Origin of the sequence: Micromonospora sp. U56 (genome assembly GCF_018070095.1) — a bacterium.
Lineage (GTDB): Bacteria > Actinomycetota > Actinomycetes > Mycobacteriales > Micromonosporaceae > Micromonospora > Micromonospora purpureochromogenes.
In genome coordinates this window covers 1-17,459 of record NZ_JAGPYL010000007.1, presented here as the reverse complement: position 1 = coordinate 17,459, position 17,459 = coordinate 1, and the positions used below count along the sequence as shown (strand labels likewise).

Genomic DNA, 17,459 nt, shown 5'->3' with positions numbered 1-17,459 from the left:
CCACGGACGTCACGCTCCGTGTCCCGGCCTTTTGGGCGGCGTTCCCCGATGGACCGGGCCGCGCCCGACCGCCGCGGGCCGGTGGGTCATTCCGACGGGTGGACCAGCCTCGCCTCGTAGGCGGCGATGACCAGGTGCACCCGGTCGCGGACGCCGAGCTCTGCCCCACCCCCCGCCCCAAGATCCGCCCACTTTCAGAGAAAGAGTGCCCGTGCGGAACAGCCACTCTTTCTCTGAAACTGCAAGCCGCCGGCCGGGGGCGGGGGGGGTCAGGCGACTACGGAGACCATGCGGCCCTTGACGACGATGACCTTGCGGGGTTCCTTGCCGGCCAGCGACGACGCGACCGCCTCCAGGGCCGCCGCGCGGACGGTCTCCTCGGACGCGTCGGCGGGGACCTCGACCCGGCCGCGGACCTTGCCGTTGATCTGCACCGGGTACGTCACCGTCTCCGCGACCAGCAGCGCCGGGTCGGCGGTCGGGAAGTCCGCGTACGTCAGCGAGGTCTCGTGCCCCATCCGCCGCCACAGCTCCTCGGCCACGTGCGGGGCGAACGGCGCCAGCATCAGCACCAGCGGCTCGGCCACCTCGCGCGGGGTCTCCGACAGCCGGGTCAGCCCGTTGGTCAGCTCGATCAGCTTGGCGACCGCGGTGTTGAACCGGATCGCCTCCATGTCACCGCGGACCCCGTCGACGACCTTGTGCAGCAGCCGCCGGGTCGCCTCGTCGGCCGGGGCGTCGGTGACCCGCAGCGCGCCGGTCTGCTCGTCGACGATCGCCCGCCAGACCCGCTGCAGGAACCGGTACGACCCGACGACCGCCCGGGTCTCCCACGGGCGGGACACCTCCAGCGGGCCCATCGACATCTCGTAGACCCGGAACGTGTCGGCGCCGTACGCGGCGCACATCTCGTCGGGCGTGACGACGTTCTTCAGGGACTTGCCCATCTTGCCGTACTCGCGCTTGACCTGGGTGTCGCCCAGGTAGAAGCCGCCGTCGCGCTCGATCACGTCCTCCGCCGGCACGTAGGCGCCCCGGGCGTCGGTGTACGCGTACGCCTGGATGTAGCCCTGGTTGAACAGCTTGCGGAACGGCTCGAACGACGAGACGTGGCCCAGGTCGTACAGCACCTTGTGCCAGAAGCGGGCGTACAGCAGGTGCAGCACGGCGTGCTCGGCGCCGCCGACGTACATGTCGGTTCCCCCGCAGTCGCCCTCGCCGCGCGGGCCCATCCAGTACCGCTCGTTCTCCGCGTCGACGAACCGGTCCGGGTTCGTCGGGTCCAGGTAGCGCAGCTCGTACCAGCAGGAGCCGGCCCACTGCGGCATCACGTTGGTCTCGCGGGTGTAGCGCTTCGGGCCGTCACCCAGGTCCAGCTCGACCTCGACCCAGTCGCGCCGCCGCGACAGCGGGGTCTCCGGGTTGCTGGCGGCGTCGTCGGCGTCGAAGGTGCGCGGCGAGAAGTCGTCCACCTCGGGCAGCTCGACCGGCAGCATCTCCTCGGGCAGCGCGATCGCCGCGCCGGTCTCGTCGTACACGATCGGGAACGGCTCGCCCCAGTAGCGCTGCCGGGAGAACAGCCAGTCGCGCAGCCGGTAGGTGACCGCGCCGGCGCCGTGCCCGTTGGCCTCCAGCCACTCGATGATCGCCGCCTTGGCGTCGGCGACCCCCAGGCCGTTCAGGTCCACGCCGCGGTCGGGCGCGGCGCTGTTGATCGCCGGGCCCTCCCCGGTGTACGCCTTGCCGTCGAAGCCCTCCGACGGCTGCACGGTCCGCACGATCGGCAGCTCGAAGACCTCGGCGAACGCCCAGTCCCGCTCGTCCTGCGCGGGCACCGCCATGATCGCGCCGGTGCCGTAGCCGGCCAGCACGTAGTCGGCGATGAAGATCGGGATCTGCCCGCCGGTGACCGGGTTGACGGCGTACGCGCCGACGAAGACGCCGGTCTTCTCCTTCGTGTCGGACTGCCGCTCGACGTCGGTCTTGGCCGCCGCCGCCTTCCGGTACGCCTCCACGGCGGCGCGCGGGTTGGCGTGCCCGCCGGTCCAGGCGTCCTTCGTCCCGGCCGGCCAGGCCGCCGGCACCAGCGCGTCGACCAGCTCGTGCTCCGGGGCCAGCACCATGTAGGTGGCGCCGAAGATGGTGTCCGGCCGGGTGGTGAAGACAGTGATGCGGGCTTCGCCCGCAGAACCGGAATCACTGGTCGAGGTGGGGAAAAAGATGTGCGCGCCCTGGGAGCGGCCGATCCAGTTGCGCTGCATCAGCTTGATCGGCTCGGGCCAGTCCAGGGTGTCCAGGTCGTCCAGCAGCCGGTCGCCGTACGCGGTGATCCGCATCATCCACTGCTTCAGGTTGCGCTTGAAGACCGGGAAGTTGCCCCGCTCGGAGCGGCCGTCGGCGGTGACCTCCTCGTTGGCCAGCACGGTGCCCAGCCCCGGGCACCAGTTCACCGGGGCCTGCGAGACGTACGCCAGCCGGTGGTCGTCGACGATCGTCCGCCGCTCGGCCACGGTCAGCTCGGCCCAGGGCCGGCCGTCCGGGGTGGGGCGGTTGCCGCCCTCGAACTCGGCGATCAGCTCCGCGATCGGGCGGGCCCTGCGCACGTCCGGGTCGTACCAGGAGTTGAAGATCTGCAGGAAGATCCACTGGGTCCAGCGGTAGAAGTCGGTGTCGATGGTCGCCACCGAGCGGCGCTCGTCGTGGGCCAGCCCCAGCCGGCGCAGCTGCGCCTTGTACCGCTCGATGTTCGCCACGGTGGTGGTCCGCGGGTGGGTGCCGGTCTGCACCGCGTACTGCTCGGCGGGCAGGCCGAACGCGTCGAAGCCCATCGCGTGCAGCACGTTGCGCCCGGCCATCCGCTGGTAGCGGGCGAAGCAGTCGGTGCCGATGTAGCCCAGCGGGTGGCCGACGTGCAGGCCGGCGCCCGACGGGTACGGGAACATGTCCAGCACGTACAGCTTCTCCGCGCCGGCCCGGGGGTGGTCCGGGTCGGCCAGCGGGCCGGTCGGGTTCGGGGCGTGGAAGGTGCCCTCACGCGCCCAGACGTCCTGCCAACGCTGCTCGATCTCGTCGGCCAGGGCCGCGGTGTACCGGTAGGGGGGAATGTCGCCCGCCGGTGCGGCTGCCTCACTCATGGCGTCTCCTCGCTTCGCTCGTCGCCGCCGGCCATGCGCGGCCGGGCTGGGTGCTGACCTCGCTCGGCGTGGTCATGGGTCGGTATGGGGAGTGGATCCGCTCTCGGTGCGGCCCGCCCGGGCGGGCCCGGGGCACACGCCGGCCGGCGGAGGGCACAAAAAAGCCCCTCGCGCAGGAGGGGCCGCCGTGCTGTCGCGCGTCAGCGCATCAGCACGGCCCGGTAAGAAGCAGGAAGACTCCGGCCATGTCCGGCAGTGTACCTCGCCCGCCGGGCGCGCGGGTGGCCCGCCACCGCGGGTCGGCGCCGGGCCGGCCGGGACCACCCCCGCCGGGGCCCGCGCCGGTGCCCATCGTGATCATGGTGGGCACCGACAGCGACCGTCAGGTCCCCCGTTGCGGTGGATATTCGGGGCGTAACCGACCGTCTACCTGCGGGGGTCGGCGACAACGAGAAACATGGTTAGCCTGAGAACCAGTGAGATTTCTGCGGCAGACGTGGCTCGGCGTCGCGAACCCAACGGCGGGTCCAGGTGCTCTATACAGAGCTGCCGTTCCGGCGACGAGGAGGAGGCCCGTGACACAACAGACCTGGGACGAGGTGGGCGGCCTGCTGCCGCACGACCAGTTCCGCGCCGCCAGCGAAGCCATCGTGGCCAACATCGAGCAGGTCATCGAAGGCAAGACCGCGACCGTGCGCCTCGCCCTGGCCGTCCTGCTCGCCGAGGGACACCTCCTGATCGAGGACGTGCCGGGCGTCGGCAAGACCAAGCTGGCCAAGGCCCTCGCCCGCTCGATCGACTGCTCGGTCCGGCGGATCCAGTTCACCCCCGACCTGCTGCCCAGCGACGTCACCGGGGTCAGCGTCTACAACCAGGAGACGCACGACTTCGAGTTCCGTCCGGGCGCCGTCTTCGCCAACCTGGTGGTCGGCGACGAGATCAACCGGGCCTCGCCGAAGACCCAGTCCGCGCTGCTCGAGTGCATGGAGGAGCGGCAGGTCACCGTCGACGGGGTCACCTACCAGCTCCAGACGCCGTTCATGGTGATCGCCACCCAGAACCCGATCGAGATGGAGGGGACGTACCCCCTGCCGGAGGCCCAGCGCGACCGGTTCACCGCCCGGATCGCCATGGGCTACCCGGACCCCGGCGCCGAGCTGGCCATGCTGGACGGCCACGGCGCCACCGACCCGCTGCAGGAGCTGCGCCCGGTCTCCGACGCCGCGATGGTGCGCCAGCTGATCGCCACGGTCCGGCAGGTGCACGTCGCGGACGCGGTCAAGCAGTACGCGGTGGACCTGGTCACCGCCACCCGCGAGGCCCCCGACCTGCGCCTCGGCGCCTCCCCCCGGGCCACGCTCCAGCTGCTGCGCACCGCCCGCGCGGTCGCCGCGCTGGAGGGTCGCGACTACGTGCTCCCCGACGACCTGCAGGCGCTGGCGGTGCCGGTGCTGGCGCACCGGATCATCCCGACCGCCGACGCCCAGCTGGCCCGGCGCACCACCGACGCGATCGTCTCGGAGCTGGTGCACCGGCTGGCGCTGCCGCAGGAGCGCAAGCGCACCCCGTACGACACGCCGCGGCCCGCCGCGGGCAACGGCCGCGGGCCGTACGAGCCGCGGAGGCCCTGAGGTGCGCGACGGGCTGCGCGGCCTGACCACCCGCGGTCGCTCGTTCTTGGCGGCCGCGGTCGCGGCGGCGGTCTCCGCCGGCATCCTCGGCGAGAAGGACCTGCTGCGGGTGGCCGTGCTGCTCGCCGTCCTGCCGCTGCTCGCCGCGCTCTACGTCGGGCGCAGCCGCTACAAGCTGGCCTGCAACCGGTCGCTGGAGCCGCACCGGGTGCCGGTCGGGGCCAGCTCCCGGGTGGTGCTGCGCCTGCAGAACATGTCCCGCCTGCCCACCGGCACCCTGCTGCTGGAGGACCGGCTGCCGTACGCGCTGGGCAGCCGGCCCCGGGTGGTGCTGGAGCGGCTCGGCGCGCACCAGGCCAGCTCGGTGGCGTACACCGTCCGCGCCGACGTGCGCGGCCGGTACGAGGTGGGCCCGCTGGTGGTCCGGCTGACCGACCCGTTCGGGCTCTGCGAGCTGACCCGGGCCTTCCCCAGCACCGACCACCTGACCGTGATTCCCCAGGTCACCCCGCTGCCGACGGTCCGCCTCCCCGGCGAGTACGCCGGCAGCGGCGACAGCCGGGCCCGGTCGGTGGCGGTGCACGGCGAGGACGACGCCGCCACCCGGGAGTACCGGGTCGGCGACGACCTGCGCCGGGTGCACTGGAAGTCGACCGCCCGCACCGGCGAGCTGATGGTGCGCCGCGAGGAGCAGCCCTGGGAGAGCCGGGCCACCGTCGTGCTGGACACCCGGGCGTTCGGCCACCGCGGCGACGGCCCGACCGCCAGCTTCGAGTGGGCGGTCTCCGCCGCCGCGAGCATCGCGGTGCACCTGCGCCAGTCCGGTTACAAGCTGCGGCTGGTCACCGGCTCCGGTGCGGACGTGGACGCCACCGAGGGCGCGGGGGACGGCCTGCTCCTGGACCACCTGGCGGACGTCCGCCTCGACCAGCGCGGCGAGGTCGCCACCCTGGTGCAGCGGGTCCGGCAGCGCTCGGACGGCGGCCTGATCATCGCCCTGCTCGGTGCGGTGAGCACCGCCGAGGCCGAACTGCTGGCCGGGCTGCGCGCCAACGGGGCGACCTGCGTCGCCTTCCTGTTGGACAGCTCCACCTGGCTCAACCTGCCGGAAAAGGCCCGCGCCGAGTCGGAACGGGCGCACGGCGCGGCCGCGCTCGCCCTGCTCCAGGGCGGCTGGCGGGTGATCGGGGTCGACCACGGCGGCCGGCTGCCGGCGCTCTGGCCGCAGGCCGCCCGGGGCTCGCAGGGCTTCGCGTTGCGCGCGGCGCTCGCCGAGACGGTCGCCGGCGGCGTCCGATGACGGAAAGGGTGACGTCGTGATCGCGTCCCGGAACCTCGGCTTCGTGGCCGCCGCGGCGACTCTGCTCGCCGCGGCGCCGCTGTCCTCGATCTTCCAGCGCTGGACCTGGCTGATCGAGGCCGCCATCGCGGTGGCCGTGGTCGCCGGGGTGGCCGCGCTGACCCGACTGGTCCGGGCTCCCCTGTGGGGCCAGGTGCTGGGCATGCTGGCCGGCCTGCTGCTCGCCCTGACCTGGCTCTTCCCGGGCGGCACCGAACTGGTCGCGTTCCTGCCCACGCCGGCCACCCTGGCCCACTTCGGCGAGCTGTTGCAGGGCTCGTTGCAGGACATGCGCTCGTACGGCGTCGAGGTGCCGGACACCACCCCGCTGCTGTTCATCACCGCGCTCGGGGTGGGCTCGGTGGCGATCATGGTGGACGTGCTCGCGGTGGGGCTGCGCCGTCCGGCGCTGGCCGGCCTGCCGATGCTGGCGATCTACTCGGTGCCGGTGGCGGTCTACGTGGACAGCGTGCCCGCGCTGCCGTTCGTGGTCGGCGCCTCCGGCTACCTGTGGCTGCTGGTCACCGACAACGTCGACCGGGTACGCCGGTTCGGCCGCCGGTTCACCGGCGAGGGACGTGACGTCGACGTCTGGGAGTCCTCCCCGCTGGCCGCGGCCGGCCGCCGGCTGGCGGTGGTGGGCGTGGCGCTGGCCGTGGTGCTCCCGCTGGCCGTGCCCGGGATGACCGGTGGGCTACTCGACCAGGTCAACTCGACCGGCAACGGCACCGGCAACGGGCGGCCCGGCCAGGGCGGCAGCCCCGGCCGGATCGACCTGTTCGCCGCGCTCAGCGGCCAGCTCAACCAGAGCGAGGTGGCCGAGATGGTCAAGGTGACCACCACCGAGCCGAGCCCGTTCTACCTGCGCTTCGGCGTCGCCGACGAGCTGCGGCCGGACGGCTTCCGGGTGCGCCCGCCCAACGGCCGGCGGGTGGACCGGGACCTGCCCGCCCCACCGGCCCGCCAGGGTTCCGAGCAGCAGCGGTACCGGGCCACGGTCGAGGTCACCCGCAACCTGGAGATGCCGTTCGTGCCGGTGTACGCCGACCCGGTGAACGTCGACGGGCTCAGCCGCAACTGGCTCTACGACTCGAACCTCGGGGTGGTCTTCTCCAACCAGGACAACTCCCGGGGCAAGCGCTACTCCTTCGAATACGTCCGCTCGACGTTCACCCCGTCGGCCCTGCGCCGGGCCCGCTCCCTGCCCGCCGAGCACCCGATCGCCGTCCAGCAGACCCGGCGGCCGGCGGTGCAGCAGGTCGACCTGCTGGTGTCCCGGCTGGTCGAGGGGAAGCAGAACGACTACGACAAGGTCCGGGCGATCTACGACTACTTCTCCCGGGAGAACGGCTTCAGCTACTCGCTGAGCACCAAGGGTGGCACCAGCGGCGAGGAGATCGTCGACTTCCTCACCAGCAAGGTCGGCTACTGCCAGCAGTACGCGGCGGCGATGGCCTGGCTGGTGCGCTCCGCCGGCATCCCGGCCCGGGTGGCGTTCGGCTTCACCAACGGCACCAGCGCCGGCGACGACGCGTACGTGCTGACCAACCGCAACCTGCACGCCTGGACGGAGGTCTACTTCGACCAGCTGGGCTGGGTCCCGTTCGATGCGACCCCGGCGTACGCGGTGCAGGGCGCGAACCGCTCGGCCTGGGCCCCGGACAGCGACGCCCCGGACCCGGAGCCGTCGGAGACCAGCGCGCCGGGCGCCTCCCCGGAGGACCCGGCCGCCACGGCCGGGCCGGACCGGGAGGACGCCGCCGACCGGGACACCGACGCCGGCTTCGACGCGGCCGGCGGCGCCCCGACCCGGCGCGCGCCGAGCTGGCCCTGGTGGACGGCGGGTGCCGTGCTGGCGCTGATCGCCCTGTTCTGCCTGCCGGCCCTGCGGCGGATGGCGCTGCGGCGTCGCCGGCACGGCCGGCCGGCCCGGCCGGTCGCCGCCGTCGCCGGCGCCGGCGGCCCGGACGGGGCGGCCGGGGCGGGCGCCGACGCGCCCGGCATGGTCGTGCTGGGCGCGGACCACGACCGGGCCCGCGCCGACGCGCACGCGGCCTGGGACGAACTGCTCGACACGCTGGTCGACTACCGGGTACGCGTGGACCGCACCGAGACGCCCCGGGCCACCGCCGAGCGGCTGGCCCGCGAGGCCGTCGCCGACGACACCGCGTCCGCGGCGGCGGTACGGCTGCTCGGCCGGGCGGAGGAGCGGGCCCGTTACGCCCGTGACCCGCTCACCGGCGAGCCCTTGCACCCGGCGTTGACGGCGGTCCGGGGCGCCCTCGCCGCCCGGTCGGACCGGCGCACCCGGTTCATGGCGACCGTGCTGCCGCCGTCGGTGCTGCTGCGCTGGCGGCTGGCGGTGGCGGACTCGTCCTCCCAGCTGGTGGCCAGCGGCGGCAGGACCCGCTCACGGTTGCTGCGCTGGAACCCGCGCCGGCTGCTCGCCAACCGCGCCACCCGCCGCGCCTGACCCGCCCCCCACCCGGCCACGCGCTCGAGCCGCCCCGGCCCCGAGCACTTTCCGAGAAGGCGTGGCTATTCTTCGCCGGATAGCCACGCTTTCTCGGAAAATGCGTGAGGACAACTGGGCGTGCCGGGTGATGCCGCGTTGTCGGGCTCGGTCGCTGGACATTCCGTCTGCGGCGTCACGCGATATCGCCGACATGGCAGCATCACGCGCCGCCGAACCCCGCCACGACGCCGACATGGCAGCATCACGCGCCGCCGAACCCCGCCACGACGCCGACATGGAGTCGAAAGCCGGCCGGGGCACCCCGGCGCGTCGGGACCCAGACGGGTAGCGCGGCTGGACGCGTTCCAGATCAGCAGGTCGGTGGGGCGGCTTCGGATTGGGGCTGGACGTGCGGAAACGACGGAGGTGGCCGGACGCGTCCGGCACCCACCGTCGTGGCGACGCCCACCCGCCTCAGGGGCGGTGAGCGTTCAGCGATGTCCCTCCGGACGCTGCCGCCACCGGTCCTCCATGCGGTCCAGCAGCGACGGCCGTCGACCACCCGCGCGCCCGCGCGGACGACGGCGACTCGTCGTGCCACCCACCACGTGCAGGTCGGGTGACTGCGACCGGCGATGCGACTGCACCGCGTAGCCCAGCGCGGCCAGCATGACGACGAAGCCCGCCACTGCCAGCGGCGGAGTCTTGATCACCGCGCCGTAGACCAACAGGGCCAGGCCGACGACGACCACGCCGGCAGCGACGAGCAGGCGACGCCGCGCGTGGAAACGCGGGTCGCTGGCGCGCACGGCCGAGGCGAATTTGGGGTCCTCGGCAAGCGACCGCTCGATCTGCTCGAACAGCCGCTGCTCGTGCTCCGAGAGCGGCACGGCACTCCTCCCCGGTCACGTTGGTCGGCCCGGTCGGGCCGACAGACCGTGGCAGCCAACCGGCTGCTTGCCGTCAAGTCTACGAGGGGGCTCGCGCGTCGGAAAGCGGGACGACCTACGGCCGCGTCGGATTTTCGCCTCTACGGGTATCACGCTTGGCGAGCAGACTGGCCGGACCTATGACGGACCGCCCGAAACGGGCAGCCGCGGCGTCGGCGGCAGCTTCCGCCTCCCGCCAGCCGCGCTCGGGCGCGCCGAGGGTCAGCTGCTGTGGGGTCTCCGTCACCCCGGCCAACCCCTCCACCCGGACGCCGACCAGTCGGACGCGCTCGGCGGGGTCGAGAACGGTGTAGAGCGCCCAGGCGGTGTCGAAGATCTCCCGGGCGGTGTCGGTGGACACGCCGAGGGTGCGGGACCGGTTGACCGTGCGGAAGTCGGCCAGCCGCACCTTGAGCGAGACCGTCCGGCCGACCTGCCCGGCCCGGCGCATTCGGGCGCCGACCTTGTCGCTGAGGGCGAGCAGGGCGCGGCGGATCTCCACCGGGTCGGCGACGTCGGCGTCGAAGGTCACCTCGGCGCCGATCGACTTCTCCACGTGCTCGGGGCTGACCGTGCGCGGGTCGCGCCCCGAGGCCAACTCGTGCAGGTGGCTGGCGGACGCCTCGCCGACCGCCTTGCGGAGCATGCCGTACGGCGCCTCGGCCAGGTCGCCGATGGTGTTCAGGCCCAGCCGGCGCAGCGTCTCGGCGGAGCGCTCCCCCACCCCCCAGAGCGCGCCGACCGGCAGCGGGTGCAGGAACTCCAGCACCCGGTCGGCCGGCACCACGAGCAGGCCGTCCGGCTTGGCCCGGGTGGAGCCGAGCTTGGCCACGAACTTGGTCGGGGCCACCCCGACCGAACAGGTCAGCTCCTGCTCGGCCGCCACCCGTTCACGGATCCGGCGGGCGATCTCGGCCGGCGGCCCGAACAGCCGCCGGGCGCCGGCCACGTCGAGGAACGCCTCGTCCAGGGAGAGCGGCTCGACCAGCGGGGTGACGTCCCGGAAGATCTGCATGACCGCCCGGGAGGCGGCCGTGTACTGCGCGAAGTCGGTCGGGAGGTAGACCGCGTGCGGGCAGAGCGCCCGGGCGCGCATGGTGGGCATGGCGCTGCGGACACCGTACCGCCGGGCCTCGTAGCTGGCGGAGCTGACCACGCCGCGCGGCCCGACGCCACCGACCACCACGGGCCGGCCACGCAGCTCGGGGCGGCGACGCACCTCCACCGAGGCGAAGAAGGCGTCCATGTCGACGTGCAGGATCGGGCTGCCGGAGTCGTCGGCGTCGGGACCGAAACGCGGGTCACCACCACCGCGCGGCAACGACTGGCTCCGACCCATTCCCGCAGGTTAGCCCGCCGGTACGACAGCCCGACCGGTCAGCCCCGCACCACCAGCAGCGGGATGGTCAGCTCCGCCGCCGTGTCCGCCCCGTGGTACGCCACCAGCCGGGACACCGCGGGCGGCTCGGAGCGGCTGGCCAGCACGGCGTACGTGCCGTGGCAGGTCACCACGACGTCGCCGATGCGCCGCAGGTGCTCCTCCGGCACCGGGCCGAACCGCCCGGCGGCCACCGCCTCCCCCCGGGTCTCCACCCGGGCGGCCGGGCCGAGCACCGCCGACCAGGCGGCCACCACGTCGTCGACGGCGCCCGGCTCGACGTGCAGGTAGCGCACCCGCGGCTCCCCGGCGACGACCCGCACCCCGGCCCGCAGCCGGGAATCGGTGTCCAGGTCGAAGCGGTGCGCGGCGGGCACGTCGAGCTGCCCGTGGTCGGCGGTGACCAGCAGCGCGGCGTCCGGCGGCAGCCCGTCGACGAGCCGGGCGAGCAGCGCGTCCACCTCGGCGGCGGCGATCCGCCAGGGCGCGGAGTCGACGCCGGTGAGGTGACCGTGCCGGTCCAGGTCGGGGTGGTAGCCGGAGACCAGGGTCGGCCCGGGGCCGGCGGCGAGCGCGGCGAGCATCGTCGCCGCCAGGGCGTCCACCCCGGTGGCGCCCCGGTAGTCGCCACCCCGGTTGGCGGCCAGGGTCAACCCGCTGCCGGCGAACTCGGGGCGGCTGACCACGGTCACCGCGACACCGGCCGCCCGGGCCCGCTCCCACTGGGTACGGACCGGCTGCCAGGTCAGCGGCTCCGGGTCGCCGGCCCACTCGATGTGGTTGAGCACCCGGTCGGTGCCGGGCACCCGGACGGTGAAGCCGAGCACCCCGTGCGGCCCGGGCGCGACGCCCGCGCCGAAGCTCACCAGGCTGGTCGGGGTGGTGGAGGGAAAACCCGAGGTCAGCGGCCGACCGACGGTGGCGGCGAGCCCGGCCAGGGTCGGCGCGTACGGCGCTGCCGTCGGGATCTGGTACCAGCCGAGCCCGTCGACCAGGAGCACGGCGATCCGCCGCACCCCGGCCAGCCGGGGGGTGAGCCCGAGCAGGTCGACCGCGCCGGGCACGCCGAGCACCGCCAGCGCGCTGGGCACCACGTCGGCGAGGCTGCCGCCGCCGTAGCGGGGCGCCACGACGACCAGCGGATCGGCCGGTGCGGTGGGGGTCATGCCGTCATGCCGGCCGGCGGGCGAACAGGTGCAGCTGGGCGGCGAGGTCCCGGTACGGCGACCGGGCGGCGAGGGCCCGTTCCAGCTCGACCAGGCTGCCCGGCTGGCCGTCGGCCACGGCGGCGGGGAGCAGGTCGGCGAGGACGCGTACCCCGTGGATCTCCTCGACGGTGAGCCCGGCGGCGCGCAGCAGCGCGGCGGCGCCGTCGGCGTCGAAGCGCCGGCGCAGGGTGTCGCGCGGCCCGGCGGAGCCGTCCGGGGCGGCGGCGAGCGCGGCGGCGACGTCCAGGTGGCCGTTCATCGCCCGGGCCAGCACGGCGGCGGCCCGGCCGGCGACCAGCACGCTGGCCGCGCCCCCGGGTCGCAGCGCGGCGGCCAGCGCGCTGACCACCGGCGTGGGGTCGTCGACCACCTCCAGCACGGAGTGGCAGAGCACCAGGTCGGCGCTGGCCGGTTCGACCAGCCCGGCCAGGGCGTCGCCGTCGCCCTGCACGGCGCGTACCCGGGCGGCGACCCCGGCCTCGGCGGCCCGGCGGGTCAGCGCGGCGAGCGCGTCGGGGCTGGCGTCGACGACGGTGACCCGGTGCCCGGCCTGGGCGAGCGGGACGGCGAAGCCGCCGGTCCCACCGCCGACGTCGAGCACGGTCAGCTCGGCGCCGGCACGTCGGTCCAGCTCGGCGGCGAGGACCGACCAGATGACAGCGGTACGGGGGGTCAACGGTGGCCCGGTGAACCGGCCTCGGGTGGTCTGCTCCACCCGGTCGAGCCTAGTCACCCGCGCCACCGGACCCCCCGCAGGCGGTACCGCGCTGGTCAGGACTCGCCGCCGGCGGCGGGGTCCTCCTCCGCGCGGGACCGGTTCGCGTTGGCCACCGGGCCGTCGTGCACCTGGTACTCGCGCGTCTCCACGTCCTGCGCCGGCGCCCAGCCGGCCGCGAGCCGGGTGCGCCGGGCGTTCGCCACGCCGCCGGTGTACATGCTGTTCGACGTCATCGCGTCTTCCCCCTTGCCGCGAGCGGGCCACTCTGCCCGCACGTGCCGGAAGTCTCCCGCCTGGCGTCCGAGGAAACCGTAATGTGGATCACTGGAATCAGCGGAAATCCCGGGACGCCGGGGTGACCGGTGGCTCGATGGCGTCCAGCCGGTCCGCGGTGAGGCTGGTGACTCCCTCGTGCCGCTGCAACCGGCCTCGCACCACCAACGCCGCGCTGGTGCGGGCGATCCGACGGTAGCGCTGCCACAGCCCCGGGGAGCAAGTGACATTGAGCATCCCCGTCTCGTCCTCCAGGTTGAGGAAGGTGACCCCGCCGGCGGTCGCGGGCCGCTGCCGGTGGGTGACGATCCCGCCGACCCGGATCCGCCGACCCGGCTCCACCCGGCCGAGCCGGGCGATCGGCACCGCGCCGAGGGCGTCGAGCCGGTCGCGGATGAACCGGGCCGGGTGGCTCTCCGGGGACAGCCCGGTGGCCCAGACGTCGGCGACCAGCCGGTCCACCGCCTCCATCCCGGGCAGGGTGGGCGCGGCCGTCCCGGTCACCGTGCCGGGCAGCCGGCCCGGCCGGTCCTGGGCCGCCGCGCCGGCGGCCCAGAGCGCCTGCCGCCGGGTCAGCCCGAAGCAGGCGAAGGCGTCCGCGGTGGCCAGCGCCTCCAGCTGCGCGGCGGTGAGCCCGACCCGCCGGGACAGATCCGGCATGTCCCGGTACGGCCCGTGCGCCGCCCGCTCCGCCTCGATCCGCTCGGCCACGTCCTCGCCGAGGGTACGCACGCTGCCGAGCCCGAGCCGGACGGCCGGCCCGCCCAGCCCCCAGGCGTGCGGCGGCTCCCCGGGCTGGCTCCCCCACCGGGTTTCCGGCGTCGACTCCAGCACCGCCTTGGCCCCGCTGGCGTTGATGTCCGGCCGGCGTACCTCCACCCCGTGCCGGCGGGCGTCGTCGACCAGGGTCTGCGGCGAGTAGAAGCCCATCGGCTGGGCGTTGAGCAGCGCGGCCAGGAACGGCCCCGGGTGGTAGCGCTTGAGCCAGGAGCTGGCGTAGACCAGGTAGGCGAAGCTCATCGCGTGGCTCTCCGGGAAGCCGTAGCTGGCGAACGCGGTGAGCTTGCGGTAGACGTCGTCGGCCAGCTCGCCGGTGATGCCCCGCTCGGCCATCCCGGCGTAGAGCCGGTCGGCGATCTGCGCCATCCGCTCCACCGAGCGCTTGGACCCCATCGCCCGGCGCAGCTGGTCGGCCCCGGCCGCGTCGAAGCCGGCCAGGTCGATCGCGAGCTGCATGAGCTGCTCCTGGAACAGCGGCACGCCGAGGGTCTTCTCCAGCGCGTTGCGCATCAGCGGGTGCGCGAAGGTCACCGGCTCCTGGCCGTTCTTGCGCCGGATGTACGGGTGCACCGAGCCGCCCTGGATCGGGCCGGGCCGGATCAGCGCCACCTCGACCACCAGGTCGTAGAACTCGCGGGGCTTGAGCCGGGGCAGGGTGGCCATCTGGGCGCGGCTCTCCACCTGGAACACCCCGACCGAGTCGGCCCGGCAGAGCATGTCGTAGACCTCGGGGTCGTCCAGCGTCATGTCGCCCAGGTCGAGGGTCATCCCGATCATGTCGTAGCCGTAGTGCAGCGCGGAGAGCATGCCCAGGCCGAGCAGGTCGAACTTGACCAGGCCGACGGCGGCGCAGTCGTCCTTGTCCCACTGGAGCACGCTGCGGCCGGGCATCCGGCCCCACTCCACCGGGCACACCTCGATCACCGGCCGGTCGCAGATCACCATGCCGCCGGAGTGGATGCCCAGGTGCCGGGGGAACGTCTGCAGCTCGTTGGCGTACGCGACCACCTGCTCGGGGATGTCCTCGACGTCGACCGACGCCACCGAGCCCCACCGGTCGATCTGCTTGCTCCAGGCGTCCTGCTGACCGGGTGAGAAGCCGAACGCCTTGGCCACGTCCCGCACCGCCGAGCGGGGCCGGTACGAGATGACGTTGGCGACCTGCGCGGTGTGCTCCCGGCCGTACCGGGTGTAGACGTGCTGGATCACCTCCTCCCGGCGATCGGACTCGATGTCCACGTCGATGTCGGGCGGGCCGTCGCGTTCCGGGGCGAGGAAGCGCTCGAAGAGCAGCCGGTGCCGGACCGCGTCCACGTTGGTGATCCGCAGCGCGTAGCAGACCGCCGAGTTCGCCGCCGAGCCCCGGCCCTGGCAGTAGATGTCCTGCTCGCGGCAGAACGTGACGATGTCGTAGACCACCAGGAAGTAGCCGGGGAAGCCCAGCTCCTCGATCATCTTCAGCTCGTGCTCCAGCTGCGCGTACGCCTCCGGGTGCGCCTCGGGCGGGCCGTAGCGTTCCCGGGCGCCCTGCATCGTCAGGTGCCGCAGCCAGCTCATCTCGGTGTGCCCCGGCGGCACCGGGTACGCCGGCAGCTGCGGCGCGACGAGCTGGAGGTCGAAGGCCAGCTCGGCGCCGAACTCCGCGGCCCGGGCCACCGAGCCCGGGTACGCGGCGAACCGCGCCGCCATCTCCGCGCCGCTGCGCAGGTGGGCGGTGGCGGCGGCGGGCAGCCAGCCGTCGATCTCGTCGAGGCTGCGCCGGGCCCGGACGGCGGCCAGGGTGGTGGCGAGCCGGCGCTGGGCCGGGGTCGCGTAGTGCACGTTGTTGGTGGCCACCGTGGGCAGCCCGGCGGCGGCGGCCAGCTCGGCGAGGGCGTCGTTGCGGTCGGCGTCGACCGGGTGGCCGTGGTCGGTCAGCTCCACCGCCACCGTCTCGGCGCCGAAGAGGGCGGTGAGCCGGTCCAGCTCGCGGGCCGCCGCGTCGACGCCCTCGGTGAGCAGCGCGCCCGGCACGTGCCCCTTGCGGCAGCCGGTCAGTACCAGCACGTGGTCGCGCAGCTCGGCGGCGACCTCCGCCAGCTCGCCGTAGACCGGGCGGCCCTTCTCCCCGCCGCGCAGCTGGGCGCGGGCGATGGTGGTGGCCAGCCGGGCGTACCCCTCGTGGCCGTGGGCGAGCACCAGCAGGTGCGCGCCGTGCGGGTCGGGCTCGCCGTTCTGCGGGCCCGGCAGCCCGAGGGAGAGCTCGGCGCCGAAGATCGTCGGCAGGTGCAGCGCGCGGGCCGCCTCGGCGAAGCGGACCACGCCGTAGAAGCCGTCGTGGTCGGTGACGGCGAGCGCGGTGAGCCCCAGCCGGGCGGCCTCCTCGGCCAGCTCCTCGGGATGGCTGGCGCCGTCGAGGAAGCTGAAGTTGGTGTGCGCGTGCAGCTCGGCGTAGGGCACCGTGCCGTCCGGGTGGGGCAGCTCGGGCGCCTCGTACTGCTGGCGCTTGCGGCTCCAGGCCGGGGCGTCGCCGCCGTCGGCGTCGACCGCGAGCGGGTCGACCACGTGCAGGTGCCGTTCCTCGCGCGATCGCCCACCCCCCGACCTCCCGCCGCCGCCCGACCCGCCGCCGGGCCGCCCGGAGAGCACCCGCTCCAGCTCGGACCAGGGCAGCTTGGGGTTGTGGAAGCTCATCCGGCCGCCCCCGCGGGCGACCGGGTCCCGACGGCCGGCTCCACCGACGAAAGGGTCGGTGAGCGATATACCTGAGCGGCATAAATATGCCTGACAGTCATATCGCTCACCGGGGCATCCGCCCCCGACCCGGAGCGAACCGACCGGTCGGGCGCGCCAGCTCCGCGAGGGAACCGCCCCGGACCGGACGGGACCGGCTCAGTCATAGATCGCCTCCACCAGCCACTGGCCGGCCTCCACCGCCAGCAGCAGGGCGGCGCCGTCGGCCAGGCAGACCTGGAACCGGGCCCGGCGCCGGGCCTCGGCCGGCGCCCACCAGCGCTCGTCCACGGGCCACGGGCCGGCCCAACCGACGATCTCGACCGGTCGGGCCGTGCCGACGGCCAGCCGGGCCGGCGCGGCGCTCACCGCCAGGCGCGCGCTGACCACGACCGGCTCGCCGGCGGCGTCGTGCACGGTCGCGGCGAGCGGGGTGGGCAGCACCACGGCCGGTGCGGGCGGCGGCAGCCGGCCCGGCCACGGCGGGACGGCGCTCCCCCCGCCGGCGGTGCCACTGACACGGCCCGCACCGGCGGCGGCCCGGCCGGCGTCCGTGGCACGGACCGCACCGGCGGCCCGGCCGGCGTCCGTGGCACGGACCGCACCGACGGCCCGGTCGGCGCCCAGGGCCGGCTCGCCGGGCAGCGGGGGTGGGCCGGGGCGGGCGGGGAGCCGTTCGTCGCCCCAGGGGACCAGGTGGGTCTGGTCGGCCGGGGAACGACCGCCGCCGAGCACGGCGGTGACCACCGACTCCGGGCCGAGGATGCCCTGCACCCGGCTCAACGCCCGGTGCGCCCGCTCCCGCTCCTCGCCGGTCTCCCCCCACAGGCCGGATTGCAGCCCCGCCTGGGCCAGCACCCCGTCGGGGACCAGCCGCAGCCGGACGATCCCGGCGGTCGGGC

10 protein-coding genes and 1 pseudogene are annotated in these 17,459 nt (G+C 74.6%); 3 read left to right on the top strand and 8 right to left on the bottom strand.

What is annotated here, in order from left to right; genetic code table 11:
* Positions 1 to 269: 269 nt before the first annotated feature.
* Positions 270 to 3,134, bottom strand: a complete 2,865-nt coding sequence (gene leuS, locus KBX37_RS04870; RefSeq protein ID WP_210774726.1) for a leucine--tRNA ligase — start codon at positions 3,132 to 3,134, stop codon at positions 270 to 272.
* A 575-nt stretch (positions 3,135 to 3,709) separates the two neighbouring features.
* Here leuS and KBX37_RS04865 point away from each other — a divergent pair.
* From KBX37_RS04865 to KBX37_RS04855, 3 genes are read left to right on the top strand one after another with little or no spacing between them, the layout of a single operon-like run.
* Positions 3,710 to 4,765, top strand: coding sequence for a MoxR family ATPase (locus KBX37_RS04865; RefSeq protein WP_210774725.1), 1,056 nt, complete (start codon positions 3,710 to 3,712; stop codon positions 4,763 to 4,765).
* 1 nt (position 4,766) lies between these two features.
* The gene (locus KBX37_RS04860) at positions 4,767 to 6,065 is read left to right on the top strand and encodes a DUF58 domain-containing protein (protein ID WP_210774724.1); all 1,299 of its coding nucleotides are present in this window, start codon (positions 4,767 to 4,769) and stop codon (positions 6,063 to 6,065) included.
* Between the two features lie 16 nt (positions 6,066 to 6,081).
* Complete coding sequence (locus KBX37_RS04855) at positions 6,082 to 8,577, top strand: DUF3488 and transglutaminase-like domain-containing protein (protein ID WP_210774723.1); 2,496 nt, start codon at positions 6,082 to 6,084, stop codon at positions 8,575 to 8,577.
* 473 nt (positions 8,578 to 9,050) lie between these two features.
* On the opposite strand, the gene KBX37_RS04850 is transcribed toward KBX37_RS04855, so the two are convergent.
* From KBX37_RS04850 to KBX37_RS35865, 7 genes and pseudogenes are all read right to left on the bottom strand, one after another.
* Positions 9,051 to 9,449 carry a DUF3040 domain-containing protein gene (locus tag KBX37_RS04850; protein ID WP_088961106.1) on the bottom strand — a complete coding sequence of 133 codons (399 nt, stop codon included), beginning with the start codon at positions 9,447 to 9,449 and terminating at the stop codon, positions 9,051 to 9,053.
* A 115-nt stretch (positions 9,450 to 9,564) separates the two neighbouring features.
* Positions 9,565 to 10,827 (bottom strand): DNA polymerase IV, encoded by a 1,263-nt coding sequence (locus tag KBX37_RS04845; protein ID WP_210774722.1) that lies wholly within the window; start codon positions 10,825 to 10,827, stop codon positions 9,565 to 9,567.
* 38 nt (positions 10,828 to 10,865) lie between these two features.
* Complete coding sequence (locus tag KBX37_RS04840; RefSeq protein ID WP_210774721.1) at positions 10,866 to 12,032, bottom strand: alkaline phosphatase family protein; 1,167 nt, start codon at positions 12,030 to 12,032, stop codon at positions 10,866 to 10,868.
* A 4-nt stretch (positions 12,033 to 12,036) separates the two neighbouring features.
* Positions 12,037 to 12,807, bottom strand: a complete 771-nt coding sequence (locus tag KBX37_RS04835; RefSeq protein ID WP_210774720.1) for a methyltransferase domain-containing protein — start codon at positions 12,805 to 12,807, stop codon at positions 12,037 to 12,039.
* A gap of 38 nt (positions 12,808 to 12,845) precedes the next feature.
* A complete protein-coding gene (locus tag KBX37_RS04830; RefSeq protein ID WP_210774719.1) occupies positions 12,846 to 13,025 on the bottom strand; it encodes a hypothetical protein in 180 nt (59 codons plus the stop codon).
* 97 nt (positions 13,026 to 13,122) lie between these two features.
* Positions 13,123 to 16,518 (bottom strand): error-prone DNA polymerase, encoded by a 3,396-nt coding sequence (locus KBX37_RS04825; protein WP_210774718.1) that lies wholly within the window; start codon positions 16,516 to 16,518, stop codon positions 13,123 to 13,125.
* A 669-nt stretch (positions 16,519 to 17,187) separates the two neighbouring features.
* Positions 17,188 to 17,459, bottom strand: a pseudogene (locus KBX37_RS35865) (DNA polymerase Y family protein); the annotation flags it as partial.